Origin of the sequence: Corynebacterium capitovis DSM 44611 (assembly GCF_030440535.1) — a bacterium.
Taxonomy (GTDB): domain Bacteria; phylum Actinomycetota; class Actinomycetes; order Mycobacteriales; family Mycobacteriaceae; genus Corynebacterium; species Corynebacterium capitovis.
In genome coordinates, this window is the sequence record NZ_CP047117.1 from 725,348 (window position 1) to 748,359 (window position 23,012).

Here is a 23,012-nt window from a genome sequence, read left to right on the forward strand (position 1 = left end):
TTATACACTTGGACCATGACAATGCCGCGCAGACCGCACCCCACCGCGGGCCTGACCTTCGACCGCGAGGGTGACACCCGACACGACGGTTTGGATATCCACTGGTTCGAGCGTGGCCCCGAGGGCGCCGAGCTGACGGTGCTCTACCTGCATGGCTTCAACATTTCGTCCCAGGAGTTTTACCTGCAGGTCGACGCGCTAGCCGAATTAGGCGTGCGGCAGCTGCTCGTCGACCTGCGCGGCCACGGCAAGACCGGTGCGGTCCCGCCCCGCATGTGCCAGGTCGACGCCGCAGCCGACGATGTTTTCGCCGTGCTTCGCGACCGCGGGGTGACCGGCCCGCTAATCGTCGTGGGGCACTCACTGGGTGGGCCGGTCTCGCTCTCACTCATGCGCCGGCACGCCTCTGACCTGCACCTTGTCGGCAGCGTGCACATCTCTTCGGCCGTCGAGCCCTTTGCCGACCAGGGCATGCCCCACGTACTCGCCGGGTGGGTCGGCGCGCTTCTCGAGGACCTATACCGCTCCGCACCGCGCCTCACGCAACGGCTGCTGACGCTGGGGACGCGGGGGCTCGCCCCCGCTCTGGCGCTGGGGTTCTACTTCCGGCCGGTCCGCTACGCTGTGATCCGTTTCCATGCCGCAATGATCCGGCGCACGGCGCTTGACACCTACGCTGGGTACTTCGACGACCTGCTTTACCACTCGGAGCTCGCGGCGGGGCCCGTTTTGGCGACGATCCCGGGCTACATCCTCGTGGGCGACCGCGACGCCGTCTCCCCGGTGAGCCAGTCACGGCGCCTCCACGATATCTGGCCTCGCGCCTACCTCCAGGTCCTGCCCGAAAGCGGGCACATGCCGCCTCTCGACGCCCCCGGGGCCGTCTCCACCGCCATCAAACGCCTGGTACTTTCGACGCCGTGTCGGGGGACCCAGAACTAATCACAAACGTTGCCGCTCAGCTGCGCCGCGCGGTCATCACCGGGCCCGCGGCTGCCCAGCTGCGGGGCCTGCACACCCTGGACCGCGTCGGCCGGGTGGACCTGCTATTGCCGGGGCGTGGCAGGGTACCGTCGAAAAGCCTCTGGCTGCGACTATTCCGCTTCAACCTCGCAGTCCGCACTGGAAACCGTCGGCAGGCACGCCCTTATCGAGGCGGGAATCCCCGGGTTCCGCTCCATCCGCGGCCAGGTGCCCTTCGAATACCAGGACCTCGCCGCCGTGCCGCTCAGCGGACGGATGGACCTGCTGATCAACGGTTTCGTTTGCGTCGAGCTTGACGGCAGGTCCAAGTACACCAGCGATTTCATCAGCGCCGAGGAGCGCATGCGCGAGAAGTTTATCCTCAACGCCGGCTACCTGCTGATCCGCGCGACGTGGAAAGACGTCTGGCGAGGCACACTAGTCACCAACGTGGCCAACGCCCTTCAGCGGGTTCGTTCGCTTGCCGACGACCCCTTCGCCGGCAACGTTCCGCGCCCATTGCGCAGCGGCGAGCTCGAGCAGCGACGCTACCGCGGCCACTAGCTATTCGGCGCCAGCGCTCCGCGTCCTGGGTGTTTCGCAGTTGCGGTGGCTTGGGGTCGAATAGACCTCGACAAAACCTCGACAAAAACCCCCGGTGGCGCAGACTGGGCGCGCCCCGGGGGCGTCGAGAAGCGAAGTGCTACTCCTCGTTCGTGCCGCCGTTCGGGTTTGGCTCGGTCGGGTCGTCGATGTGCAGGTCTTTCGCGGCTTGAGCGGCGATCGACATGTCGATCTTGCCCTCGTTCGCTAGGCCCATGAGGGCAGCGACGACCATGGACTCGGCGTCGATGTTGAAGTAGCGCCGCGCGGCCTCCCGGGTGTCGGAGAAACCGAAGCCGTCGGCGCCGAGGGCGATGTACTGCCCGGGGACGTAGGGACGGATCTGCTCGTGAAGATCGGTGGCGAAGTCCGAGGTGGCCACGTACGGTCCGGAGGTCTGGCGCAGCTGCTTGGTCACGAAGGGCTCGCCCACCTCCTCGCCCGGGTGCTGCAGGCGCTTCTTGTTCAGGGCAGCGCCGTCGCGGGCAAGCTCGACCCAGGAGGTGACGGAGTAGACCGCAGCGCCGATGCCGTAGCTCTCGCTCAGGATTTCCTGCGCGCGCAAAGCCTGCTGCATGCCGATGCCGGAGGCGAGAAGGGACACGCGAAGTTCGGTGTCGGCGCCGGTGTCGTACAGGTAGATGCCACGGTGCAGGCCCTCCACGTCGAGGTTGTCCGGGCGAGCCGGCTGGTGGGTGGGCTGGTTGTACACGGTGAGGTAGTACATGACATTCTCACCCCCGTCCGGCCCGTACATCCGGTCAATGCCCTTCGAGATGAGGTAAGGAAGCTCGTAGGCGAAGGCCGGGTCGTAGGGGATGACGGCGGGGTTGGTCGACGCGAGGACCGGGGAGTGGCCGTCCATGTGCTGCAAGCCCTCGCCGAAGAGGGTCGTGCGGCCGGCGGTCGCACCGATGATAAAGCCGCGCGCCATCTGGTCGCCCGCGGCCCAGAAGTTGTCGCCGGTGCGCTGGAAGCCGAACATCGAGTAGAAGATGTACATCGGGATCATCGGCTCGCCGTGGGTGGCGTAGGACGTCGCGGCGGCGATGAAGGATGCCGACGAGCCGTCCTCGTTGATGCCCTCGTGAAGAATCTGGCCGTCCGTTGCCTCGCGGTAGGACAGCTGCAGGTCGTGGTCGACCGGGGTGTAGTTCTGGCCCACCGGGTTGTAGATCTTCAGGGTCGGGAACCAGGAGTCCAGGCCGAAAGTGCGGGCCTCGTCCGGGATGATCGGGACGACGCGCTTGCCGATCTCCTTGTCGCGCATGAGCGCCTTGAAGGTACGGACCAGCGCCATCGTCGTCGCCACCTGCTGGGGGCCCGAGTCCTTGAAGTTGGCCTTGAAGGTCTTCTCGAAGTCGGGCAGGCGCAGCGGGGTGTAGGAGGTGCGGCGCTCCGGCAGGTAACCGCCCAGCTCGGCGCGGCGCTCCTTGAGGTAGCGGATTTCCTCGGCGTCCTCGCCGGGGTGGTAGTAGGGCGGAAGTTCCGGGTTGCGCTCCAGCTCTTCGTCAGAAATCGGGATTTCCTGCTTGTCGCGGAACAGCTTGAGGTCTTCCAGTGTGAGGTGCTTCATCTGGTGGGTCGCGTTGCGCCCCTCGAAGTTGTGGCCAAGACCGTAGCCCTTGATCGTGTGAGCCAGGATGACGGTCGGCTTGCCCTTCGTCTCCAGGGCGCGCTTGTACGCCGCGTAGACCTTGCGGTAATCGTGGCCGCCTCGGCGCAGCGCCCAAATCTCTTCGTCGCTGAGGTCTTCGACGAGCTTCAACGTGCGGGGGTCCCGTCCGAAGAAGTGTTCGCGCACGTAAGCACCGTCGTTGGCCTTGAACGTCTGGTAGTCGCCGTCCTTGGTCGTGTTCATGATGTGGACCAGCGCGCCGTCCTCATCCTTCTCCAGCAGGGCATCCCATTCCCGGCCCCAGACAACCTTGATGACGTTCCAGCCGGCGCCGATGAAGAATGCCTCGAGCTCTTGGATAATTTGACCGTTGCCGCGCACGGGACCGTCGAGGCGCTGCAGGTTGCAGTTGATCACGAAGGTGAGGTTGTCCAGCCCGTACAGGGAGGCCATGTGGATGAGGCCGCGGGACTCCGGCTCGTCCATCTCACCGTCGCCAAGAAATGCCCACACGTGCTGCTCGTCGGTCTGCTTGATGCCGCGGTCCTGCAGGTACTTGTTAAAGCGCGCTTGGTAAATAGCGTTCATCGGGCCGAGGCCCATGGACACGGTGGGGAACTCCCAAAACTTCGGCATGCCGTGGGGGTGCGGGTAGGAGGGTAGGCCACCCTGGGGGCGGGAATGCTCCTGGCGGAAGCCGTCGAGGTCGTCCTCGTCCAGGCGGCCTTCTAAGAAGGCGCGCGCGTACATTCCGGGCGAGGCGTGGCCCTGGAAAAAGATCTGGTCGCCGCCCTGCTCGGAATCCTTGCCGCGGAAGAAGTGGTTAAACCCGACCTCGTAAAGAGCGGCAGCGGAGGCATAAGTGGACAGGTGGCCGCCGACCTTCACCCCGGGGCGCTGGGCGCGGTGCACCATGATGGCGGCGTTCCAGCGCATCCAGCGGCGGTAGCGCTTCTCGATCTTCTCGTCACCCGGGAACTCCGGCTCCATCGTCGTCGGAATGGTGTTGACGAAGTCCGTGGAGGACAGGGCGGGAAGCGGTACTCGCTTGCGAGACGCGCGCTCGATAAGGCGAAGCATGAGGTAGCGCGCGCGCTCAGGTGAGGAGGAGTCCAGCAAACCGTCGAGGGAATCGATCCATTCCGCGGTCTCCTCTGGGTCCTGATCGTGCAGGTAGGATGCCACTCCCTCCCGAATCAGGGGGATGTTGGACTCGCCATCATTAACGGTGTTGTCCGAGCTGTTGCGGGAAATGTCAGCCACGTGTGGTGCCTCCGTAAATCGCTTCGTCTCGCGTCTCGACGCGCCGGCAGTTACTTCGTTAAGCGTACCCGCCCGCCCAGACAGCCTGCTTTGCGCGGAGAAATATTCCCTCGCACGGCCGGTGACCGGCTATTATCGTGGCGTTGTTGCTGAAACAGATCCACAGAGGAGGACACACACGTGGGCGCCGCGGGTGCTGACAACTACGTAGGCCGGTTAGGAATCGACAGCGATGCCGTGGTCCAGGAGATCGGCTGGGATGAGGATGCGGACTCCACGATCTCCGAGTCCATCGAGGACGCGATCGGGCAACCGCTTCTCGACGAAGACACCGACGAGCTTTGCGACATCGTCCTCCTCTGGTACCGGTCCTCCGACGGTGACCTCGTCGACTCCCTCGTCGACGCTGGGCGCAATCTTTGCGACGGCGGACGCATCTGGCTCCTGACACCCCCCACAAGCGCCCCCGGTGCTGTAGCGCCCGGTGAAATCTCCGAATCCGCCCAGCTCGCGGGCCTCGTGCAGACCAGGGCCGACAAGGTGGGCACGTGGCAGGGCTCGTGTCTGACCGGAGCCGGGTCCAAAAAGTAGCGTTTTTTGCTGCCGGCCCCGGCATGCTAAAGTCTTGGGGCGCGCGCTGTTAGCTCAGTTGGAAGAGCAACTGGTTTACACCCAGTAGGTCGGCGGTTCGAGCCCGTCATGGCGCACTACGTTGAGCTCTCTTGCCCGCTCCCCGGGCGGGGAGCTCTTTGTGTTGTGCCGGCAACGTACCCGTGGAGGTACCCGTGGAGCAAGGGAAGCGGGCTGGGGTCCGAGAAGCCCTTGAAACTCTCATGAGGCGTGAATATGGTCGGAAACGAGCAGATCGCTCAGGGCCGAGCTCCGGCCCTCTAGCAGAAAGGGAGATTGATTATGGCAGACCAGAACAACCCCGGACAGTTTGGAAACCGGGAAGACACGGAAGAGCAAGCACGCAAGGGCGGCGAGGCTAGCACCGGCAGCTTCGGCGAGAAGAACTCCGCCGACCCGAAAGAGGCGGGCCGCAAGGGTGCAGAGGCACAGTCCACGGAGGACAAGGCCAAGGGTGGTCGCAACAGCGGCAACAACTCCTAGCCTGAAGTTTTAAGTTTTTGTTAGGAAGGGCGGGGCCGTGCCGGCCCCGCCCTTCCTCATGGGGCTCGGAGGATGACAACCCGGCGGGGTTCACACCCAGTAGGTTGGCGGTTCGAGCCCCTCATGGTGCACCAGTCGCGTTGTCCATTCGCCACCTGGTTCGTACCCGATGTCGATGACATCCCAGGCGCCAAGGCGCAGTCGTATGGAGCCAAAACCAGGGGAGTCGGGGTCTGGGAAGTCGATGCACTCCTCGACGCCCACGCCCCGCGCGGCAAACGCCGCGGACGCGAGCACCCCCGCGCTCACGCCCCGCACCATGGCCCTGCCGTCGGGGTCGCGCACGGTCGCGAGCGCGGCGAGCGGTGAGCAGCGAAACTGAGCCAAGTTGTCGGAAAGCTCGTCCTCCACGTCGTCGACCTCGACACCGTCGTTCAGCGATGCCCCGGACGAGACCAAAGCCCCCAGGTAGGTCGAAAGTGCCTCGTAGTCGGACTCGGTGAACCGCTCCTGCATCGCTGCCTCCCCTTCCTAGCGTTCCTCGTCCCTATCGTAGGCTGCCGCCCACGGGTTGCGCCGGGCGGAGCCGTAGCGCTCCCGGGCCGGTGCGGGGGCAGGGGTGTCGGAAGGGCGCGGCTCGGGGGCGTCGATAAGTTCGCTCATCGCTTCTTGCTCTTCCCGGTAGCGGCGCCGCTCGCGGACCTCGGAAACGATGAAGTAGATCAGGCCGGCGGGGGCCATGACGCCAAAGGCGATCCACTGCAGGCCGTAGGAGAGGTAGTTGCCCGTGTCGAGCGCGGGGAGGGGGATGGCCGTGAGCACGCCGGGCTGGCTATCGGCGAGCTGCAGGTAAGGCTCGACGAGCTGCGTGCCGGTGAGCTCGCCGACCTGGCCAGTGTTGATGGAGTAGACCATGAGGTGGCCCTGGTCCTGGAGGGGCGCGGTGGAATGGATCGCCTCGTTGACGCGCACGAACCCAGTCAGGGTGACGGTGTTGGCGGGCGCGGGGTCGATGGTTCCCACCTCACTGCCACCGTTTTGCGCCTCGACCCAGCCGCGGTTGACCAGGATGGTCGGGCCGTCGTCGATGTCGAAGGCGGTGAGCACCTGGAAGGCGGGGGTGCGGTCGACGGGGCGAAGCCGGAGCAGGACTTCCTTGTCCGGTAAATAGTGCCCGGTCATGACGACGCGGTTCCACTCATCGTCCGGGCTCAGCGTCCCGTCTGTCGAGATGACCTGGGAGTACGAGACGGGGTCATGCTCGAAAGCGGCGGTAATCCGCTCATTCCGCTCAACGACGTCGGCGTTCTTACCCAGCTGCCAGGGCGCGAGGACGGTGAACGCGACGTAGGAAAACGCCACGATGAGGAGCGCGGCGATGAACCACCCCGGGGTGAGGAACGCCCCCCACCCAGCTGCCGTCTTCGCTTGCCTTGTGGCTGTCACGAGGTGCTAGTTTACCCGCGCCCGCACCCAGCGGATAACACCGTCGGCTGCCGCCTCGATCTGCTCCCGGGTTGTGGTGAAGCCCTCCTGGCCCCCGTAGTAAGGGTCTTCCACGCTGGCCCCGGCGGGGGCGTCGGGGTCGAAGGAGCGCAGCAGACGGATCTTGTCCTCGGGCACGCCGCGAGCGACGAGCTCGGAGACGTGCCTGCTTTCCAGCGCGACAATGAGGTCCGCGTCCTGCTGGTCCGGGCCGAACTGCTGCGCCCGGTGGCGGGAGCCGTCGTAGCCGTGGTCTTCGAGCTCCTGCAGTGCCCGGTCGTCTGCAGGCCCACCGACGTGCCAGCCGCCGATGCCGGAGGAGGTGACGCGGACGGCGTGGGAGAGCCCGGCTTCCTTGAGTTTCGACCGGACAATCACCTCGGCCATCGGCGAGCGGCAGATGTTGCCGGTGCAGACAAAATCGATGTGCAGCGGGTCTGGCATGGGCTGGTCCTTTCGAGCAACGGGGTGAACAATTCAGCATGGCAAATTTGTAGGCTGGACGCCATGACTTCTATCGCGGACATCGTCGACGCGCTCGAGCGTGCCTACCCCCCTGAACTTGCGGAGAGCTGGGACAGCGTCGGCCTGATCTGCGGGGACCCCGATGCCGAGGTGAGCCGAGTCGCTTTTGCCCTCGACTGCACCCAGGCGGTGGCGGAACGCGCCGTCGAGCTCGGGGCCCAGCTCCTCGTGGTGCACCACCCGCTCCTGCTGCGCGGGGTGACCTCCGTGGCGGCACACACGCCGAAGGGCAACGTCATCCACACCCTCCTCACGGGAGGGTGCGCGCTGTTCGCCGCTCACACTAATGCCGATTCCGCCCGCCCGGGAGTCTCGGACAAGCTCGCCGAGCTCGTCGGCATCACGCCGGGGCGTCCGATCCGGCCGGTGTCCGCCGCGACCATCGATAAGTGGGGCGTGTTCGTTCCCCCCGCCGACGCCGACGAGCTCATGTCCGCGCTGTTCGCCGCGGGCGCGGGGGCTCTGGGCAACTACCGCGAGTGCTCGTTCCGCTGGGAGGGTACGGGCGGCTTCACCCCGGAAGACGGTGCAGATCCCACGGACGGTGAGGTGGGGGAGCATTTCACGGGCGCGGAGTTGCGCATCGAGTTCGTCGCGCCCGCGCGCCTGCGCCGCTCGCTTATCGACGTCCTCCGCTCGGCCCACCCTTACGAAGAACCCGCCTTCGACGTGGTCGCCCAAGAGGACACCGCCGACCTCTCCCAGGCCACGGGCCTCGGCCGCGTGGGTGAACTGCCGGAGCCGATGACCCTGCGGGAGTTCACGCAGCAGGTGGCCGACGCCCTGCCGGAAACGGCGTGGGGCGTGCGCGCGGCGGGCGACCCGGATGCGGTTGTGCGGACGGTGGCTGTGTCGTCGGGGGCGGGAGATAGCCTGCTCGGTGACGTCGCGAAGCTGGGCGTGGATGCGTACGTGACCTCGGACCTGCGGCACCACCCCGTCGACGAGCACCTCCGCGCGGGAGGCCCCGCGGTCATCGACACCGCGCACTGGGCCAGCGAGTTCCCGTGGACGTCCCAGGCGGAGAGTATCGTTGCCCCTTTGGGCGTGGACACCCGGATTATCAGCATTCGCACCGACCCGTGGACCCTCTCCGCGCACCCACACAACCGGAAGGAGCACCAGTGAACCTCTCCCCCGCGAAGCAGCAGCTCCTGCTCGAGCTCGCCACCGCCGAACAAGCGCAGTCCCGCCCCGCGGCCGTGGCCCCAGAGCAGAAGGAGCTGAACAAGCTTATCGACGAGCGGGCGCGCCTGGCCAGCGCCGCCGCCGCCGCGCAGCTCGCCGTCGACGACATGGAACTGGAGATCCTGCGCATCCAAGAGGACGAGCGGAAGCTGAAAAAGCGTGAGCTGGACGACAAGCGCCAGCTCTCCGCCGAGACCGACCCGGACCGGCGCCGCGACCTGCAGCACGACCGCTACGCGGCGAAGTCGCGGATCGCGGACCTGCTTTCCGAGTTGAAAGAGGCCCACAACGAGATCGCCGCCCTGCGCAACAATCGCGACAACCACGGCGCGCGCCTCGACGAGGCCGACCGGAAGATCGAGGCTGCACGCCGTGCGGTGGAGGCGCTCCCTGAAGGCGACGTCGCGGATGTGGGCGCCCTACGCGAGGCCCTTCCCGACGACGCACTGGCAGCGTACGAGTCCGCCGGCGTCGCCTTCTTCAATGGCCGGGCCTGCGGCGGGTGCTTCATCCAGCTTCCCCCGTCCGAGCGCTCCGCGGTTCTCGCAGCGCCCGCCGACGAGGTCCCGGCCTGCCCGAACTGCGGCGTCCTCCTGGTGCGGGCGGAGGCGTAGTGAAGGTCACCGTCTACACCGACGGCGGCTCGCGTGGTAACCCCGGGGTCGCGGGTTCGGGCTCCGTTATCTACGGACCCCAGGGCGAAACCCTCGCCGAGATCGCCTACGTCGTGGGGCGAAAGTCCTCGAACAACGTCGCCGAGTACACCGGCTTGCTCAAAGGCCTCGAGGCGGCTGCAGAGGCGGGAGCGACCTCCGTCGAGGTCTACATGGACTCCAAGCTCGTCGTTGAGCAGATGTCGGGGCGGTGGAAAATCAAGCACCCCGACATGCAAGCCCTCGCCCGCCAAGCCCGCGACCTCGCAGCCCGCTTCTCGACGGTCACCTACACCTGGGTCCCCCGAGCCAAAAACAAAAAGGCCGACGAGCTGTCCAACGTGGCGATGGACGCCGCCGCACGCGGTCACGCGCCCGGCGTAGTGGGAGCCCAAGCCCACGTGGTAGCCAGCCCGCGCCACTGGGCCGAACACGATGGCCCGCTGACGCGCTTCATCCTGCTCCGGCACGGCCAGACCGAGCATTCAGCGGGGCGGAAGTACAGCGGGGCCTCCTCCGACCCGCAGCTCACCGACGACGGCTCCGCCCAGGCCGCTCGCGCCGCCGCGGCCATTACCGCGCTCGGCGAGGTCGACGTCATCCTCACCTCGCCGCTGTCCAGAGCCCGCGCCACGGCGCGGATCTGCGCGGACACGCTGGGGGCCGACGTCGTAGAAGACGAGGGCTTCCGCGAGGTCGACTTTGGCGCCTTTGAGGGGCTGACCCGTGACGAGGCGCGCGGTGCTTTTCCGGAGGAGTTCGCTGCCTGGCAGGCGTCGACAAGCGTGGCCCCGCCAAGCGGCGAATCCCTCGCCCAGCTGCACCGCCGCGTGGCGAGGGCCCGGCTTAAGGCGCAGAAGCGCTTCGAGGGCAAGACGGTGCTGGTTGTCACGCATATGGCGCCGATTAAGTCGATGATCCGCCAGGGGCTGGGCGCCGGCGCTGAAGCGTTCAACCACATCTTCCTGGACCTCGCGTCAATAAGCGTCGTCGAGTTCTACGGTGACTTCGGCGTCGTGCGCTGCGTCAACGACACCTCCCACCACCAGAGGGTGTAAACTCTCCGGTTGCGAATGAGTCGGCCGGGTGATCGCGGCGCGCCGTACCGCCGCCACGTGTGGGCAGGCGGGGCGCCGAGGAAAGTCCGGACTCCACAGGGCACGGTGGTTGCTAACAGCAACCCGGAGCGATCCGCGGGAAAGTGCAACAGAGAGTAGACCGCCCGCGCATGCGGGTAAGGGTGAAAGGGTGCGGTAAGAGCGCACCGGCGCGCGTGGTGACACGAGTGGCCAGGTAAACCCCACCGGGAGCAAGGCAAGAGCCCGCGCCACTGGCGAGGGATGTCGGACGCGTGAGGCTGCCCGCCCAGTCCGAAGGTCGCTGCTTGAGGCGCCCAGCGATGGGCCGCCCAGATGGATGATCGCCGCCCGGTAACCCCGGGTACAGAATCCGGCTTACAGGCCGGCTCATTCGCCCTCCGCTTCCCCCTCAGCTCGGACGGGTCAACGTGTGGGTGGGGGGCGAAGACTAAACCCAAGCGCCGCGCCGGCGGCGGCGAAGTCTGTCACAATGGCTGGTTATGAAGCTCTACGCAGCCCCGCTGGATTTCCGCAACATCGCCCGGGAGTTCAAAGTCCCCACGGACTTTGCTCCGGAGGTGCACGCGGAGGCGGCGTCGCTTAGTGATCGGCACGCGGGGCAGCGCCGCGACGCGCGGGATATCCCGTTTGTGACGATCGACCCGGTGGGTTCCAAGGATCTGGACCAGGCCGTGTACATAGAGAAGGCAGGGGAGGGTTTCCGGGTCCAGTACGCCATCGCGGACGTCGCGGCCTTCGTGGAGCCGGAGTCGCTGACGGGCAGGGAATCCCTGGAGCGTGGCCAGACCATTTACCTTCCCGACGAGCCCGCGCGCCTCCACCCCCCGGAGCTGAGCGAGGGAAACGCCTCCCTGCTTGAGGGCGTGGACCGGCCCGCAGCGCTGTGGACCTTCGAGCTCGACGGGCGGGGCGAGGTGCGCCGGGCCAACGTCGAGAGAGCGCTGGTTCACAGCGTGGCACGGTTAGACTACGACGGGGTTCAGGCCGACGCCGACCGCGGCACCCTACACCCGTCCATTGAGCACCTGCCTGAGGTGGGCAAGCTGCGACAGGCGAGCTCGCTGCGGAGGAAGGCAATTAACCTGCGCGTTCCCTCCGTGCGGGTGGTGGAAAACGAGGAGGGCCACTTTGAGCTAGTCATTGAGCCGCGCCACCCCGTGATGGACTACAACTCGGAGATCTCGCTGCTTACGGGAATGGTCGCGGGTCAGATGATGGTGGACGCCGGAGTGGGGTTCCTGCGCACGCTGGGGCCCGCACCGGCAGATGCCGAGGCGGCGTTTCGCCGGGAGATGCACCACCTGGGGTTCGACGTGGGCGAGATCGGTGAGTTCCTCGCAGCCGTCAACGCCGACACTCCGCGGGGTATGGCCGTCATGCGGGAGGCCCAGAAACTGCTGCGGGGGGCGGGGTACGTGAACCTGGGGGAGAAAGGACCGGACGTCCACGCCGGGATCGGGGGGTACTATAGCCACGTCACAGCTCCTTTACGACGTCTCATCGACCGCTACGCCACAGAAGTGTGCATCGCTATCTGCGCTGGGACGCCCGTGCCCGAGTGGGTAAGCCGCGACGCAAACCGGGTGGTGAAGGCGATGGGGAGGACCTCCCAGCTGGCCAGCACCGTCGACAGGGCGTGCCTTAACCTGACCGAGGCGACGGTGCTTCACCCCTGGCTGGGACATAACTTTGAGTCGATCGTGTTGCAGTCGAACGAGCAGCGCAACGAGGCTCGAATCTTCGTGACGGACCCGCCCGTGTTGGCCGAGTGCCTCGGCGGGCCTGAGGAGGGGAGGGAAACGGCCGTCTCCTTGATCCGCGCGGACGCACAGAAGCGCGAGGTGGCGTTCGCCTGGCCGGCGGATTAGTTCTCCAGGTGGGACGGCTCTCCGGTGCGGACCTCGAAAACGTCGTAATCCGCTGCGGCAGAGGCGGCGAATTCGGCGGCGCGCAGGTGCGGAACGAACGCGATGACGGCCGAGGAAATGCCGGCGGCCGCGGGGCGCGCGGAGATGGCGCCGCGCCCGAGCAGGTCCGCAACGAGGGAGTCGGGGGTGTCGAGGTCGTGGTGCTCCGAGGGGGAGTTGAGCAGGGTGAACAGCTCGTGGTCCCGGCGGGTGCGCAGGGCCTTGGCGGTGGCGAGGGAGCGCAGCGTCTCGGTTTCGCAGTAGCGGACCCAGCGGCGCGCGACCTCGGGGGCGGGGGCGCTGGTGTCGCCAGACTGGCGGCGGGCGGCGACCCATTCCGCGACGCGGTCGGCAGCGTGGGGCAGCTGGCGGAGTGAGTCGACACCGAAGTTGGTGCACGCGGCGTCGATAAACGCGCGGTGCGCGGCGATGAGTTCGAATTGCTCGTCGTAGGGCTCGCCGAGCCGGGCGGTGACGGCGAAGATCCGGACGCCCATGCGCGAGGGGTGCGGAGCCTGGGTGAGAGAGCCGTCTGCGTAGTCGACGACGGAAATGGTCTCGCCCACGCCGCGGAGCGCGGCCGTGTGGCGGGCCCGCACGACGGGCAGGGTGGAGTGGAGGTCGACGTTTACGGAGCACGCCTCCGCCAGGCGGGCGCGGAGGGGAGCCTCATCATCCTCGCGCCCGAGGCCCAGGACTAGAGCCAGCGCGAGGGCTGCGTCCCACGCGTAAAGGGCGCCCAAGCCTGTGCCCACGGTGATATCGGACGCCGCCGTGATATCCACACCGGTGGCGGAGCGGGCAACGAGCTGGCGGGTGGTGAGAGTGTGGATAAGACCGAGTGTGCGGCGGGTGAGGCGACCGGTCACGGAGTCGTCGGCACGTGCAGCCAAAGAGGACTCGTCGGAGAGGTTGAACCCGGCGGGGCCGGAGGCATTGATGCGGATGACGTCGTCGGAGCGGGGGGAGACCGCAACCGCAACGCGGAGCGAGTGGAGGCCGACGAGAGTGACGCCCCCGAAATGGTCGACATTTTCTCCGATTAAGACCCATGTGCCCGGCGCGGAAGCCAGGGCAGCTGGCTCACCGCCGGTGATCTCGCTGTGCTGCTTCGCCGCGCGCTGGGCGGGAGGTATGGGATCGGGTGTCCAGAGGGCCATCGCCCGCCACGTCCTTTCACCTGAGATGAGGAACTGTGAAGTCCCCAGACTAGCAACCCTGCGACTAGGGTGGGGCCGGCATCTCATAGCAGCGAGCCAGGGAGGAACCCATGTCTGAGGAGCAGTTCTACTTCAACCCGGCGACCGGCGAGGTCACCGAGGGCAGAGAATCGGCATGGACCGACCGGATGGGCCCGTACGCCACGCGCGAGGAAGCCGAACACGCGCTCGCGACGGCCGCGCAGCGCAACCAGCGCGCCGACGCGGCCGAGGAGGCAGACGAGGAGTGGGGCAAGCCCGCATCATGGGAAAAGTAAGGCCTATTTGACCTTCTTGAACGCCGCGGCGACCTCTGCAACTGCCGCCTCGTAACCCTTGAGCGCCTCGGCTCCCCGGTCGAGTTCGCGCTGGTAGAGCATCCCGTAGGCGAAGGTGTCCTCGCCGTTGTCGCGGGCGCGGCTGGCGATGCCCTCGATGCGATCGCGCGAGGTCACGGCGTCCTGGAAGTCGCCGAGGAGCGACTGTAGCGCCTTGCACGCCTTCGCCAGTTTGCCCGACTTTAGCCCGGCGCCCTCGGCGGCCACGGCGGCGTAGCGCAGCTTCTTCGCGGCCTTGCGCACGTCGTGGACATAGTTTTCGCGCTCGTGGAGATCGAGCTGGGTGTCGCGGTAGTGCTCCAAGACCTTGGCGTGGCGCTTCTTCAGCTTCTTGTACCCCCCGGCGAGGTGCTCGACGAGGATCTCGCGGGAGTCGGAGTCCTCCTCGCTGGATTTGTCGCCCTCAGCACCCTCAGCGCCCTCAGCGCCCGCTTCGGCGATGGGCGGGTTAGCCAACAGGGTGTCGATGTCGTCGAGCAGCGTGAGGAAGCGGTCGGAATCCAGCATCTCGACGATGAGGTCGTGCGCCTGCTTGTACTCGGCGCGCATGTCGTTTTTGATGTGGGCGGCCGCGGTGTCATCGATAAGACCGCTCTCGTCGCTGTCAAACAGGGCGTGGAACCGCTCTTCGACGACCTCCGCGTCGCGGGCGGTGCCGAGCACCGCGGCGGTCTCCTTCAACTCAGCTTCGAGGTGGCCGAGCTGGTCGCCCTCGAGGATCCCCTCGAAGGTCTCCAGCAGTGAGCGCATTTCGCGCGTGGACACGCGCAGCTGGTGCACGGAGTCCCACTCGTCGGCGCGCACCCGCGGCTCCCAGCTCACGATCGCGTCGCGGTGCGAACGCAATGCCTTGACGACGGCCCCCGCCGGCGTTTCCGGGTCCAGCTTCTCGCCGCGCAGGTGCGGCGGCAGAGGCGCGGAGTTGACGGAGCTGCCCAGGGCGGTGGCGAGCTTGGACGGGGAGTCGGACTTCCGCGCTCCGGAGGCGATGAAGAACTGCGTGGCCTGGGTCAACAGGGCTGAACCCTCCTCGGTGCCAGCCGTAAAGGCGGTAAGCTCCAGCTCCCACTCGCGCCACGTGGTGCGCTGCCCCCCGGGCAGAAGGGACCAGGCGGTGACGTGGTCGTCACAGAACTCCGCGACAGCCTCGTCGGCTGCGGAAGCCAGTGTCGTCTCGACGCGCCGGTTGTCCACCTGCGCAATCGGGGTGAGCGGGGCGGTGCGGACGATGGCGCGAACCGAAGACAGCAGCTCGTCGGGGATGACAGACGGGTCTTCTAGCGGGGCGCGCAGCTCACGACGGCCCTGGCCGCCGGCCGGCAGTTTCAGGTGCCACCCGTCGTCGGAGCCCCCGGTACGGCGCCGCAGTGTGATCTTCGCGCGGGTCAGGCGCAGGTCTTCTGTGTCGTAATAGATCGCGGAGAGGTTGTGCTCGGTGCTGGAGGCAATGCTTTCCACTCCGGGCAGGCGGGTGAGGTCGGGCACGGCCGTCGCATCGTCGACGGCGAGCTTGACCTCCACCTCCAGGAAGTTTTCGAGTGCGCTGTTCGCCATCTCGGGTCACCCTTTCTCGTGTCACGCGGGACATCGGGCAGTTTCTGGGGGGAATGTCGTGCCCGCCACTTTACCTGGCCGTCCGTGTCTCCCACGGTGACTAGAGTGGGTGCTCATGACTAGCCAGCAGGAAAACGTCCTCCGCAAGGTCGACGAGCAGGACATCGGCTTCATCCGGCTCTGGTTCACGGACATTTTCGGTTCGCTGAAGACGATCATGATGTCCCCCGCGGAGCTGGAGGCCGCCTTCGACGAGGGGGTGGGTTTCGACGGCTCCTCAATCGAGGGGTTTTCGCGCGTGTCCGAGTCGGACACCCTCCTGCGACCCGACCCCTCGACGTACCAAGCCCTGCCTTTCGACGAGCGCGACCGGCTGCAGACGGCCCGGATGTTCTGCGACATCACGATGCCCGACGGCGAACCCCTCTACGCTGATCCGCGCCACATCCTGCGGCGCCAGCTCGCCGCCGCGCGCAACATGGGCTTCGAGCCCATGGCCAGCCCGGAGATCGAGTTTTACCTCACCTCCTCCGGGGTGCCGGGTGAGGAACCGCGCCCGGCGGACAAGGGTGGGTATTTCGATCAGGCGAAGCGGAATGAGGCGCCGCGGTTTCGTCGGCAAGCGATCTCTGCGTTGGAGTACATGGGGATTGTCACCGAGTTCTCGCACCACGAGGCGAGCCCCGGGCAGCAGGAGATTGATCTGCGGCACACGGGCGCGCTGACGATGGCGGACAACATCGTGACCTTCAAGTACATCGTGAAAACGATCGCCGAGGCCTCGGGTGTGCACGCGACGTTTATGCCCAAGCCTTTCGCTCACCTGGACGGCTCCGCGCTGCACACCCACTTCTCGCTGTTCGAGGGGGAGACGAACGCGTTCCACGACCCCGACGACGAGATCTCGCTGTCCGCGACGGGGCGGAAGTTCATCGCGGGGATTATCGAGCACGCAAACGAGATTTCCGCGGTGACGAACCAGTGGGTCAACTCCTACAAGCGCCTCCAGTTCGGATCTGAGGCGCCGACGGCGGCCACGTGGGGCATTTCCAACCGCTCCGCGCTGGTGCGGGTGCCCACCTACCGCCTGCACAAGGCAGAATCGCGCCGGGTGGAGGTCCGCTCCCTCGACTCCGCGTGCAACCCCTACCTCGCCTTCGCGGTGGTGCTCGCCGCGGGCCTGAAGGGGATTTCCGAGGGCTATGAGCTGGACGAACCCGCACGCGACGACGTGTGGTCCCTGACCCGGCGGGAGCGCCGCGCGATGGGGTACCGGGACCTGCCGACATCGCTGGATCAGGCGTTGCGTCACCTCGAAAAGTCCGAGTTCATGGCCGAGGTCCTCGGCGAGCAGGTCTTCGATTTCTACCTGCGCTCCAAGTGGGAAGAGTGGCAGGACTACACCTCTCAGGTCACACCCTGGGAGGTCGAGCACGGGCTGGATCTCTAACGCCATGGCCCGCCCGCTCACTCCCAGCCCCGCGAAACTAGGCTTGACCGGCCCGCGCGCCGCTGAGGATCTCGCCCGCCTGGGTTGGGAGGACCCGTGCGTCCTCGAGGCGCTCGCCTCCGCCGGTGACCCCAACCTGGCCGTAAACACGGGGGTGCTCCTCGCCGACGCGTTGGGCGAGGAGTACGCCTCGCTGCGCACCTCGCTTCTCGACGACAAGGTGCTGCGCACCCGATTCTTCGCCCTTCTTGGCGGTTCGGCGGCGCTGGGGGAACACCTCGCCGCGCACCCGCGGGAGTGGTCGTCGTTGGCCAGCCCCGTGCCCTCGGGTCGGGACATGATGCAGGTGATGTTGCGGGCCGCGGGCGCGCAGCCGCTTCGCGCGGCCGAGGCCGATCTGGCGGGGGCCGCGGTGTACCGCGCGGCGCCTGAGTTCGCCGATACGCACGACGCGAACGTGCGCCTGCGCGCCGCGTACCGCTCCCTGGTGATGCGTATCGCGGCGGCGGACCTGGCCGGGACGTTTGCGTCTGAGAGCCCGGCGCCCCGCCTGGGGTACCGGGCGGTGACCGAGGCCCTGAGTGACTGCGCGGACGCGGCCCTCACCGCCGCGCTGGCCGTCGCCGTGCGCGCGGTGTTCGGCGACGAGGAGCCGGACGCGCGTCTGGCCGTCATCGCGATGGGCAAGTGCGGGGCGCGGGAGCTCAACTACATCTCGGACGTCGACGTCATTTTCGTGGCCGAGCCGGTCACCCCCCGCATCACCCGGGTGGCCAGCGAGTTCATGCGCCTGGGGAGCTCGTCTTTCTTCGACGTCGACGCGAACTTGCGGCCCGAGGGCAAGTCCGGGGCGCTGGTGCGGACCTTGGATAGTCACGTGGCCTACTACCGCAGGTGGGCCGAGACTTGGGAGTTTCAGGCGCTGCTCAAGGCCCGCCCCATGACGGGGGATATGGGCCTCGGCGCGGAGTACGTCGACACGCTGGCCCCGCTTGTATGGGAGGCCTCGCGGCGGGAGAGCTTCGTCGAAGACGTTCAGGCCATGCGCCGGCGCGTCGTGGAGAACGTGCCAGAAAACGTGCGGTGGCGCGAGCTCAAGCTGGGCAGCGGGGGCCTGCGCGACGTCGAATTTGCGGTGCAGCTGCTCCAGCTCGTGCACGGCAGGGTCGATACCGCGCTGCGCGTGCGCAATACGGTCGACGCGCTGCAGGCACTGTCCGCGGGCGGTTACGTCGGCCGGGAGGACTCGCGCCAGCTGATCCGGGCGTATCAGTTCCTCCGCCTTCTCGAGCACCGGCTCCAGCTACAGCGATTCAAGCGCACCCACTCGCTGCCAGATCCCGAGGACGAGCGCGGCGCCCGGTGGCTTGCCCGTGCGGCGGGCTTCACCCCGCGAGGGCGCAACTCGGCGGCGCAGGAGCTTTCGGCGACGCTGCGCCACTACCGACGCGACGTGGCCGACCTGCACGAAAAGCTCTTCTACCGGCCCCTCCTCGGGGCGGTGGCGCACATGAGCGCGGGGGCGGTTGCGCTGTCGCCGGAGGCCGTCAAGGAGCAACTCAAGGCGCTCGGATACCGGCACCCCACCCGGGCGTACGAGCATTTGAGTTTCCTCGTCGCCGGGAACACGCGCAAGGCGAAGCTGCAGGCCATCCTGCTTCCCACGCTCATGGTGTGGCTTGCGGACACCGCTGACCCCGGGGCCGGCCTGCTGAATTACCGCAAACTCTCCGAGGCGGCCGTCGACAAGAGCTGGTTCCTCCGCATGCTGCGCGATGAGGGTACCGTCGGCCAGCGCCTCATGCACATCCTGGGCACCTCGCCTTATGCCTCGGACCTCATCATTTCGGCGCCTGACGTGGTGCAGTTACTGGGGGACGGGGTGAGGGGTCCCAAGCTTCTCGACGTCGCCCCCGACCAGGCCTACAACGCAATCATCGCGGCCACCCGCCGCTACGAGGACCCAGACCGGGCGGTCGCCGTGGCTCGTTCGTTGCGGCGCGCGGACTTAGCCCGCATCGCCGCCGCCGACCTGCTCGGGTTGATGGACGTCCCGCAGGTGTGTGAGGAGCTGACCTGGGTGTGGAAGGGCGTGCTCGAGGCCGCGCTGCGGGCCGAGGTCCGCGCGGACTTGCTGGAGCGGGGCGCCACTGATCCCGCAGCGCGCCCCCTAACGCGCACCCCAGCGCGCCCCCTAGCGCGCCTTAGCGTGATCGGAATGGGCCGACTCGGCGGGGGAGAGCTGGGGTACGGCTCGGACGCGGACGTTATGGTCGTCGCGGAACCGGACGCCGACGCGGACGAGGCGGAGGCAATCGCGTGGGCCGTGAAGGTCATCGACGCGATGCGGCGACGTTTGTCAACGCCCTCGGGTGACCCGCCGCTCGAGGTCGACCTGGGGCTGCGCCCGGAGGGGCGTTCGGGACCGGTGGCGCGCACCGTCGCATCCTACGAACGCTACTACCGCGAGTGGGGAGTCGTCTGGGAGAAGCAAGCCCTGTTAAGGGCAACGGGTATCGCCGGGGACGCCGAGGTCGCCGAGCGCTTTTTGCAGGCGGTTGACTCGTTGCGCTACCCGGCCGGAGGGGCCAGCAAGGATGACATCCGGGAGATCCGGCGCATCAAGGCGCGGGTGGACAACGAGCGGCTGCCGCGGAACGCGGACAAGTCCACGCACACCAAGCTGGGCCGTGGCGCGCTTGCGGACATCGAGTGGACCGTGCAGCTGATCACGATGATGCACGCCCACGATCACCCCGCCCTGCACAACACGTCGACGCTGCAGGTGCTCGATTACCTCGAGGAAGAAGACGACGCGGCCGTGCTTTCGGCGGCCAAGGCGCGCACCCTGCGTGCGGCGTGGCTCGCCGCGACCAAAGCCCGAAACGCGCTTGTGTTGGTAACCGGGAAGCGGACCGACCAGCTGCCCGCACCGGGCCCGCAGCTAGCTCAGGTGGCGGGTTCGGCGGGGTACAGCCCGGAGGAGCAGCAGAAGTTCTTGGAGGATTACTTGCGCACCACGAGGCGCGCCCACAAGGTCGTTGAGGAGGTGTTTTGGGGCGAAAATCTCTCCGGGGAGTACGGGCCTTAAGATTCGAAATCCGCTGACCGTGTGGGAGCCGGCGCGTAAGGTATCACCTATGGCACTCAACATCACAATTGATCTCAACGGCGCGACGTTTGCAGACCTGGAGGCGCTAGTAGACGCGGCGCGCGTGGCTGGCGTCGAGAAGAATTCCAAGGTGGAGCTGGAAGACACGAGCCTTCATATCCAGGTGGACACCGCTGGGGAGAGGCCCCACGGACCTGTCCACCCCGGTCCTGGGGGGCATTCCCCGCGCCCGGTGCCGCAGGTGGGGGAGGCGGCGATCCGCAGCGTCATCGACATTCTCAGCGGGCGGCTGGAACCACCTCGCCGCTAGCCGCGGTTGATCACGCGCACCCCGCCGCCCCCGCGGTGCCGGTTCTGAACCGCCAGGTGGCGTGTGATGGCGAGCCCAATCATGAGCGCGCCCCAGATAGCAAAGACCGCGATCCACGCGGTGCGGAAGTCCGCCCAGGTGTAGTCGCCGCTGGGGGCTGAGTGGTCGAGGATGATCCCCACCACTTGGGAAGAGAGCATCGCGGCGGTGAAGCCGCCCATGTTGCCCAGCCCTGTTCCGGTGGCCACGATGCTGCGGGGCAGTTCCTCCCGCACGGTGTCGAAGCCGAAGTTTGAGGTGGGGGTGGCAAAGCCGAGTAGGACCATCAGCGCGAGGATAAACGCGTAGCCCCGTGGTTCGCTGGAGAGGAAAAACCAGACCCAGACCGCGCAGTGCACGGTGGCGATCGCCGCGGCGGCGAGGTCGCGGTTCTTCCCCGCCCGCGCCGACAGCGGGCCGAGAACCGGGGCCGAGAGCATCGTGGCCACTGTGTACACCGTCAGCGCGGCACCGCCCTGCGCGGGGGTCAGCCCCATCCCGAGTGTCATGAGGGGCATCCCCCACAGCAGGGTGAAGTTGAGCATGAAGAACATGGAGAAGCCGTGGATGCAGAAGGCCTCCCAGCACAGCGGGGAGCGCATGACCGCGGCGAGCACGGCGGAAACGGGTTCGCGTGAGGCCTTGGCGGAAGCTGCGCGTTCCGCTTTTTCCGCGCGGCTCAGGGCGTTCGACTCGGGTGAATCCGCCACCGCAATCGCCGCGACGATTCCGATGAGAGCGCCGGCTGCGCCGAGCGACACAAAAGATATGGTCCAACCCTGGGCGTGCAGGAGCGCGAGGAAGGGGATCGCGGAGAGGAACTGCCCAAGCTGGCCCAGGGAGGCGGTGAGCTGGGTGAAGAGGGGAGTGTGCTTGAGCGGGAACCAGAACGGCAGCAGGCGAAGCGCCGAGAGGAACGCGGTGGAGTCACCGGCGCCGATGAGCACCCGGGCGAAGATCGCAACGGGGTAGGAATCCGTCAGGCCGAGGATGACCTGGCCCACGGCCATCACGAGCGACCCGGCGACGATCATGAAGCGGGACCCGAGGCGGTCGATGAGCACGCCAACGGGGATTTGGGCAAGCGCGTAGACGCCAACTTGAACCGCGGTGAACACCGCGATGCGGGAGGCATCCACGTTGAACCTCTCGATAGCGTCGACACCCGCCACCCCGAATGACGTGCGTCCACAAATCGCCGCTATATAGACAAGGACCGCCCCCAGCCACACGGTGATCGCTTGTGACGTGAGCTGCTCTCGCGGGTTTTGTCCTGTCATAGATCAAGTGATAGTCTCCCGCCCCCTCCTTATCAACACGCCGCCTGGGCCGCGCCGCCCGCAGTCTTCCTCAGGGCAAGACCGAGGAGGGTGGCCATGACCAGCAGCATTGCGAGCGAGAGGTCGTTTTGGGCCAGCCACACCGGGGCGTTGAATTCATGCAGACGCGCCGCGAAGGGCTCGTGGAGGGGAGGGCCGAGGAAAGACACGAGGACGAAGGCGCCCGCAGCCAGTCGCGCGGCGGTGAACGTCGAGAAGAGGGCAACGGGTAGGGCGATAACCATGCCTGCCATGTGGTGGGTCATCGTGACGGGGGAACACAGCCACACGCTCACCCCCACTAGGAGCAGGGCCTCGACGACGGCGTCGGGTCGCGTTTTCAGCAACCCCCAGGAGGAGGCGGTGGCCAGCGCGGCGCACGCGACGAATAGCACTAGGACGGCCACGTCCGCGGCGCCGCCGGTAACCCCGCTGCGCTCCAGCAAGCCGCTAAGCGCCTGGTTGCGAATGTCGTCGTCGCTGCCGGCTCGGTTGGTGGCGAAGAACTCATGCGTCCAGAAATAGATGGACTCGCGGGGGCGGATAAGAAAGCCAACCGCGGCCGTCGCGAGGGTGGCAAGCACGGTGCGCCCAAGAGCGCGCCAATCCTTTCTCACGAGGAAAAGCACCGCGAACGCCCCCGGAACAATCTTGATCCCAGCGGCGATCCCGACGAGCCCACCGCGCAGCCACCGCGGGGTGAACCCGAGGACATCAACCGCGACCAGGGCGAAAAGCATCAGGTTGACCTGCCCGTAGTCGATATTCGAGCGAACGGGCTCGACCAACAGAGCCAACCCGAGAAGGGCGGTGGCGACGCGCAGTGGCTGGGCCTTTCCCAGCCGGGCTACCACGGCCGCGAGGATTACCCAGGCGGAAGCGATCGACAGCGCTGTCCACATGATCTGCAGCGCGCTTTGCCCCAGCGGAGCGAGCGGAACAAACAGGGCGGCCGCGAACGGCGGGTAGATGAAGCGCAGCCCCGACCGGGAGGGGAAATCCTCGGAGTAGAGATCCTGCCCGTGAATCAGCGCCCGCCCCGTGTCCTGAAAGACCTGGATATCGATCATAAATTCGGTGCTCGCCGAATAGAGTGCCCGAACGACCGCGAAGGCGGTGACAATATACCCCGCGTACAGCGCGACGGTATATCCGGCCGATTTTTCATAACAGTGCGTCACAGATGAGTGCTCCACGTTTCCACGTTTCTCGCCGTTGTTCATTTTCGAGTGCGCAGCGTACCCTAACCCAGCATCCCTGGGTTTGCCTGACC

At 67.0% G+C, this 23,012-nt stretch carries 20 protein-coding genes, 1 tRNA gene and 1 other RNA gene; 14 read left to right on the forward strand and 8 right to left on the reverse strand.

Going from position 1 to position 23,012, the window contains the following annotated elements; all coding sequences use genetic code 11:
• Positions 1 to 15 precede the first annotated feature (15 nt).
• Both CAPI_RS03615 and CAPI_RS03620 read left to right on the forward strand, forming a co-directional pair.
• Positions 16 to 942, forward strand: a complete 927-nt coding sequence (locus tag CAPI_RS03615; protein ID WP_156806753.1) for an alpha/beta fold hydrolase — start codon at positions 16 to 18, stop codon at positions 940 to 942.
• A gap of 117 nt (positions 943 to 1,059) precedes the next feature.
• Positions 1,060 to 1,527: a putative endonuclease domain-containing protein gene (locus tag CAPI_RS03620; RefSeq protein WP_018016679.1), complete on the forward strand. Its 468-nt coding sequence runs from the start codon at positions 1,060 to 1,062 to the stop codon at positions 1,525 to 1,527.
• A gap of 139 nt (positions 1,528 to 1,666) precedes the next feature.
• Here the strand turns inward: CAPI_RS03620 and aceE are convergent, their stop codons facing one another.
• On the reverse strand, positions 1,667 to 4,438 hold the full coding sequence (gene aceE, locus CAPI_RS03625; RefSeq protein ID WP_051059696.1) for a pyruvate dehydrogenase (acetyl-transferring), homodimeric type: 2,772 nt from the start codon (positions 4,436 to 4,438) through the stop codon (positions 1,667 to 1,669).
• Between the two features lie 189 nt (positions 4,439 to 4,627).
• On the opposite strand from aceE, the gene CAPI_RS03630 reads away from it, so the two are divergent.
• The 3 genes from CAPI_RS03630 (at position 4,628) to CAPI_RS03640 (ending at position 5,560) form a co-directional block, all read left to right on the forward strand.
• Positions 4,628 to 5,038, forward strand: coding sequence for a DUF3052 domain-containing protein (locus tag CAPI_RS03630; protein WP_018016681.1), 411 nt, complete (start codon positions 4,628 to 4,630; stop codon positions 5,036 to 5,038).
• Positions 5,039 to 5,081: 43 nt separating this feature from the next.
• Positions 5,082 to 5,154: transfer RNA gene (locus CAPI_RS03635), tRNA-Val, on the forward strand.
• Positions 5,155 to 5,359: 205 nt separating this feature from the next.
• Positions 5,360 to 5,560: a hypothetical protein gene (locus CAPI_RS03640; RefSeq protein ID WP_018016682.1), complete on the forward strand. Its 201-nt coding sequence runs from the start codon at positions 5,360 to 5,362 to the stop codon at positions 5,558 to 5,560.
• 90 nt (positions 5,561 to 5,650) lie between these two features.
• Here CAPI_RS03640 and CAPI_RS03645 read toward each other — a convergent pair whose 3' ends face one another.
• From CAPI_RS03645 to CAPI_RS03655, 3 genes are read right to left on the reverse strand one after another with little or no spacing between them, the layout of a single operon-like run.
• On the reverse strand, positions 5,651 to 6,076 hold the full coding sequence (locus tag CAPI_RS03645; RefSeq protein WP_018016683.1) for a hypothetical protein: 426 nt from the start codon (positions 6,074 to 6,076) through the stop codon (positions 5,651 to 5,653).
• 15 nt (positions 6,077 to 6,091) lie between these two features.
• Positions 6,092 to 7,006, reverse strand: coding sequence for an SURF1 family cytochrome oxidase biogenesis protein (locus tag CAPI_RS03650; RefSeq protein WP_018016684.1), 915 nt, complete (start codon positions 7,004 to 7,006; stop codon positions 6,092 to 6,094).
• Between the two features lie 6 nt (positions 7,007 to 7,012).
• Complete coding sequence (locus tag CAPI_RS03655) at positions 7,013 to 7,489, reverse strand: low molecular weight protein-tyrosine-phosphatase (protein WP_018016685.1); 477 nt, start codon at positions 7,487 to 7,489, stop codon at positions 7,013 to 7,015.
• A gap of 63 nt (positions 7,490 to 7,552) precedes the next feature.
• Here CAPI_RS03655 and CAPI_RS03660 point away from each other — a divergent pair, with 63 nt between their 5' ends.
• From CAPI_RS03660 to CAPI_RS03680, 5 genes are all read left to right on the forward strand, one after another.
• Positions 7,553 to 8,698, forward strand: a complete 1,146-nt coding sequence (locus CAPI_RS03660; RefSeq protein ID WP_018016686.1) for a Nif3-like dinuclear metal center hexameric protein — start codon at positions 7,553 to 7,555, stop codon at positions 8,696 to 8,698.
• Entirely contained in the window at positions 8,695 to 9,372 is a 678-nt protein-coding gene (locus CAPI_RS03665) for a zinc ribbon domain-containing protein (RefSeq protein WP_018016687.1), read from the forward strand. The genes CAPI_RS03660 and CAPI_RS03665 overlap by 4 nt, the downstream gene beginning before the upstream one ends.
• The gene (locus tag CAPI_RS03670; protein ID WP_018016688.1) at positions 9,372 to 10,469 is read left to right on the forward strand and encodes a bifunctional RNase H/acid phosphatase; all 1,098 of its coding nucleotides are present in this window, start codon (positions 9,372 to 9,374) and stop codon (positions 10,467 to 10,469) included. The genes CAPI_RS03665 and CAPI_RS03670 overlap by 1 nt, the downstream gene beginning before the upstream one ends.
• A gap of 16 nt (positions 10,470 to 10,485) precedes the next feature.
• Positions 10,486 to 10,884: RNase P RNA component class A (gene rnpB, locus CAPI_RS03675), an RNA gene on the forward strand.
• A 106-nt stretch (positions 10,885 to 10,990) separates the two neighbouring features.
• Complete coding sequence (locus tag CAPI_RS03680; RefSeq protein ID WP_018016689.1) at positions 10,991 to 12,379, forward strand: ribonuclease catalytic domain-containing protein; 1,389 nt, start codon at positions 10,991 to 10,993, stop codon at positions 12,377 to 12,379.
• On the opposite strand, the gene CAPI_RS03685 is transcribed toward CAPI_RS03680, so the two are convergent.
• On the reverse strand, positions 12,376 to 13,578 hold the full coding sequence (locus tag CAPI_RS03685) for a galactokinase family protein (RefSeq protein WP_018016690.1): 1,203 nt from the start codon (positions 13,576 to 13,578) through the stop codon (positions 12,376 to 12,378). The two genes, CAPI_RS03680 and CAPI_RS03685, sit on opposite strands and share 4 nt — an antisense overlap.
• 110 nt (positions 13,579 to 13,688) lie before the next feature.
• Here CAPI_RS03685 and CAPI_RS03690 point away from each other — a divergent pair, with 110 nt between their 5' ends.
• Positions 13,689 to 13,895, forward strand: a complete 207-nt coding sequence (locus CAPI_RS03690) for a hypothetical protein (protein WP_018016691.1) — start codon at positions 13,689 to 13,691, stop codon at positions 13,893 to 13,895.
• 3 nt (positions 13,896 to 13,898) lie between these two features.
• On the opposite strand, the gene CAPI_RS03695 is transcribed toward CAPI_RS03690, so the two are convergent.
• The gene (locus CAPI_RS03695) at positions 13,899 to 15,509 is read right to left on the reverse strand and encodes a CYTH and CHAD domain-containing protein (RefSeq protein ID WP_018016692.1); all 1,611 of its coding nucleotides are present in this window, start codon (positions 15,507 to 15,509) and stop codon (positions 13,899 to 13,901) included.
• Between the two features lie 115 nt (positions 15,510 to 15,624).
• Here CAPI_RS03695 and CAPI_RS03700 point away from each other — a divergent pair, with 115 nt between their 5' ends.
• The 3 genes from CAPI_RS03700 to CAPI_RS03710 are packed head-to-tail and all read left to right on the forward strand — an operon-like array spanning position 15,625 to position 20,381.
• A complete protein-coding gene (locus CAPI_RS03700; protein ID WP_018016693.1) occupies positions 15,625 to 16,959 on the forward strand; it encodes a glutamine synthetase family protein in 1,335 nt (444 codons plus the stop codon).
• 4 nt (positions 16,960 to 16,963) lie between these two features.
• The gene (locus CAPI_RS03705; RefSeq protein ID WP_018016694.1) at positions 16,964 to 20,050 is read left to right on the forward strand and encodes a bifunctional [glutamine synthetase] adenylyltransferase/[glutamine synthetase]-adenylyl-L-tyrosine phosphorylase; all 3,087 of its coding nucleotides are present in this window, start codon (positions 16,964 to 16,966) and stop codon (positions 20,048 to 20,050) included.
• A 49-nt stretch (positions 20,051 to 20,099) separates the two neighbouring features.
• The gene (locus CAPI_RS03710) at positions 20,100 to 20,381 is read left to right on the forward strand and encodes a Cgl2226 family protein (RefSeq protein WP_018016695.1); all 282 of its coding nucleotides are present in this window, start codon (positions 20,100 to 20,102) and stop codon (positions 20,379 to 20,381) included.
• Here CAPI_RS03710 and CAPI_RS03715 read toward each other — a convergent pair.
• Positions 20,378 to 21,700 carry an MFS transporter gene (locus tag CAPI_RS03715; RefSeq protein WP_018016696.1) on the reverse strand — a complete coding sequence of 441 codons (1,323 nt, stop codon included), beginning with the start codon at positions 21,698 to 21,700 and terminating at the stop codon, positions 20,378 to 20,380. The two genes, CAPI_RS03710 and CAPI_RS03715, sit on opposite strands and share 4 nt — an antisense overlap.
• A gap of 32 nt (positions 21,701 to 21,732) precedes the next feature.
• Positions 21,733 to 22,935, reverse strand: a complete 1,203-nt coding sequence (locus tag CAPI_RS03720) for a glycosyltransferase 87 family protein (RefSeq protein ID WP_301398904.1) — start codon at positions 22,933 to 22,935, stop codon at positions 21,733 to 21,735.
• Between the last annotated feature and the right edge of the window lie 77 nt (positions 22,936 to 23,012).

Coding starts and splice junctions, on each gene's coding strand:
- CAPI_RS03615 (WP_156806753.1), top strand. CDS start 16: ATGACAATGCCGCGCAGACCGCACCCCACCGCGGGCCTGACCTTCGAC.
- CAPI_RS03640 (WP_018016682.1), top strand. CDS start 5,360: ATGGCAGACCAGAACAACCCCGGACAGTTTGGAAACCGGGAAGACACG.
- CAPI_RS03645 (WP_018016683.1), bottom strand. CDS start 6,076: ATGCAGGAGCGGTTCACCGAGTCCGACTACGAGGCACTTTCGACCTAC.
- CAPI_RS03655 (WP_018016685.1), bottom strand. CDS start 7,489: ATGCCAGACCCGCTGCACATCGATTTTGTCTGCACCGGCAACATCTGC.
- CAPI_RS03660 (WP_018016686.1), top strand. CDS start 7,553: ATGACTTCTATCGCGGACATCGTCGACGCGCTCGAGCGTGCCTACCCC.
- CAPI_RS03680 (WP_018016689.1), top strand. CDS start 10,991: ATGAAGCTCTACGCAGCCCCGCTGGATTTCCGCAACATCGCCCGGGAG.
- CAPI_RS03685 (WP_018016690.1), bottom strand. CDS start 13,578: ATGGCCCTCTGGACACCCGATCCCATACCTCCCGCCCAGCGCGCGGCG.
- CAPI_RS03690 (WP_018016691.1), top strand. CDS start 13,689: ATGTCTGAGGAGCAGTTCTACTTCAACCCGGCGACCGGCGAGGTCACC.
- CAPI_RS03695 (WP_018016692.1), bottom strand. CDS start 15,509: ATGGCGAACAGCGCACTCGAAAACTTCCTGGAGGTGGAGGTCAAGCTC.
- CAPI_RS03700 (WP_018016693.1), top strand. CDS start 15,625: ATGACTAGCCAGCAGGAAAACGTCCTCCGCAAGGTCGACGAGCAGGAC.
- CAPI_RS03705 (WP_018016694.1), top strand. CDS start 16,964: ATGGCCCGCCCGCTCACTCCCAGCCCCGCGAAACTAGGCTTGACCGGC.
- CAPI_RS03710 (WP_018016695.1), top strand. CDS start 20,100: ATGGCACTCAACATCACAATTGATCTCAACGGCGCGACGTTTGCAGAC.
- CAPI_RS03715 (WP_018016696.1), bottom strand. CDS start 21,700: ATGACAGGACAAAACCCGCGAGAGCAGCTCACGTCACAAGCGATCACC.